The organism is Steroidobacter sp., from assembly GCF_016790065.1.
In the GTDB taxonomy this organism is placed as follows: Bacteria; Pseudomonadota; Gammaproteobacteria; order Steroidobacterales; family Steroidobacteraceae; genus Steroidobacter.
In genome coordinates, this window is record NZ_JAEUPY010000904.1 from 1 (window position 1) to 2,144 (window position 2,144).

Consider the following 2,144-nt stretch of genomic DNA (forward strand, 5'->3'; position numbering starts at 1 on the left):
CTCGGGTCGAATCGCTGCGGTCGGACGGAGTTTAGCTGTACCGCTGGGAACTCACATCGTCGAGGCGGCGGGCCGGCCGGTTACGCCTGGCGTGTTTGGTGGTGTTGGCGGTCTGGGGATCGACGAGACGGTCACCGGCGATTCGCGACTGACACTGGGTTCGCCGCAAGAACCGCAGTTCGTCGCGGAGTTCGATGTCACTCGTGCATTCAATCCGCGCTCATTTACCATTCCCATCGCGCGGGTAGAAGGCATCACGTGGACCATGCTCGCGCCGGATGCTGGCGGCAGTTTCGTTGCGGGGCAGGGTGGCGCTGTCACCCTCGATGGCACGGCGCAAGTCGCTATGGCGAACAGCCGCACACTGTTCATCGACTTGGGCGCCGATGTGGCTGCGCTTTCGGGCGGCAGCCGCGCTGGACAATTGCTGTTGTTGGAGCAAGCCATCGCGCAGACGCGCAAGCCCTCATCGTCCGAGCAAAGTGAGTTGCTATCTACCGCGGGACGCGCGGCCTTTCGAACGTATCTGGATGGCGGACGCGTCGTTGCTCAGGTTGATCGGGCAACCGACATCAGTCAGTGCATCGCGTTTGCCCAACGAGTCGGCTTCAAGTTGGTGATTATCGGCGGCGCGGAGGCGTGGCTGGTCGCCGATGAGATGGCCGCGGCTGGCGTGCCGGTGATTCTCGATCCCCTGCAGAATCTGCCTGGGAACTTCGATAGCCTGAATGCTCGGCTCGATAATGCAGCGCTATTACAACGGGCTGGGGTTCTGATCGCGTTCACGGTTCCTAACGCTGCATTCGATGCTCGCAAGATCTTGCAGAGTGCGGGTAACGCAGTGACGCAAGGTCTCGATTGGCACTCGGCGCTGACGGCGGTTACAGCCAATCCCGCGCGTATCTTCGGCGTCAGTCACCTGCGCGGCAGTATTGCCGTCGGCAAGGTAGCGGATCTGGTGTTATGGAGCGGCGATCCCTTGGACGTGACCAGTGTGGCGGAGCAGGTTTGGATCGGCGGGCGGGCGCTCGAGATGCGCTCCCGTCAGAGCGAATTGCGTGATCGATATTTGAAGCTGGCCGAACAGCGCGAATCTCTCGGAGTGTCGAAATAATGATTGATGGAATTCGGTGCCGGCTGCTGTGTGGCCTGGTTGCGATGTATAGAGTCGGTGCCCAGGCGGCCGACAGCGTTGCTGACTGCCGTGCGGACGATGGCACCTATACCGTCGTCGATCCCCTCTTCGAATCTTTCGCCAGCGAGCAGCACATCCCCGGCATGATCTACGGCATCGTGCGAGGCGGTCAGCTGGTTCATTGCCGAGGGCTCGGCGTCGGTCAAGTCGAATCCGGACAACCGGTCAACATCGACACGGTGTTTCGAATCGCCTCGATGACCAAGAGCGTCACGGCGTTGGCGGTGTTGAAACTGCGTGATGCCGGCAAGCTGTCGCTCGATGACACAGCCGCGCGCTGGGTGCCACAGCTTGGAAAGAATGCGGGTCCGGATGCCGACATCGTAAAGATTCGTGTCGCCGACCTGCTGGCGCATACCGCCGGCTTCGTTACGGACGATCCGTGGGCAGATCGTCAGCTGGCCATGCCGGAAGTCGAGTTCTCCAAAATGATCAGTGCCGGCATTCCCATGGTGCGTGCGCCGGGCGTTGGGTTTGAATATTCCAACTACGGTTATGCACTGCTGGGCCGCATCGTCAGCAACGCGTCGGGCGTTCGCTATCAAGACTATGTTCGGAGCCAATTCCTGCAACCGTTGGGCATGAAGTCGTCCGGGTGGCAGGCTGCGGATATCGATGCCAAGCGACGGGCGCATGGCTATCGCTATGAAGATGGCGCATGGCGCGAGGAGCCGGTGCTCGCCGATGGTGCTTTCGCTGCGATAGGGGGGTTGCACACCAGTGCGCGTGACTATGTGGCCTATGTGGATTTTCTGTTGAGCGCATGGGGTGATCGTGGTGCTGCGAACTCCGCCATTCTGTCTCCGCAATCACGACGTCAGCTGGCACAAGCAACGAGCCATCCAGGTTTGTCCGCGGCCCGGCCCGCCGATCCGAGTTCGTGCGCCACTGCAGGCGTCTATGGACTGGGCATGGGAATCTACAAGGATTGTCGATTCGATCTGGCAGT

Annotated in this window: 2 protein-coding genes; both read left to right on the plus strand. The window is 61.0% G+C overall.

Going from position 1 to position 2,144, the window contains the following annotated elements:
- Positions 1 to 1,114 (plus strand): amidohydrolase family protein (locus tag JNL55_RS36220; RefSeq protein WP_293866619.1); only part of this gene is annotated, 1,114 nt, incomplete at its 5' end.
- Positions 1,115 to 1,158: 44 nt separating this feature from the next.
- On the plus strand, positions 1,159 to 2,144 hold a 986-nt coding region (locus tag JNL55_RS36225), incomplete at its 3' end, for a serine hydrolase domain-containing protein (RefSeq protein ID WP_293866622.1).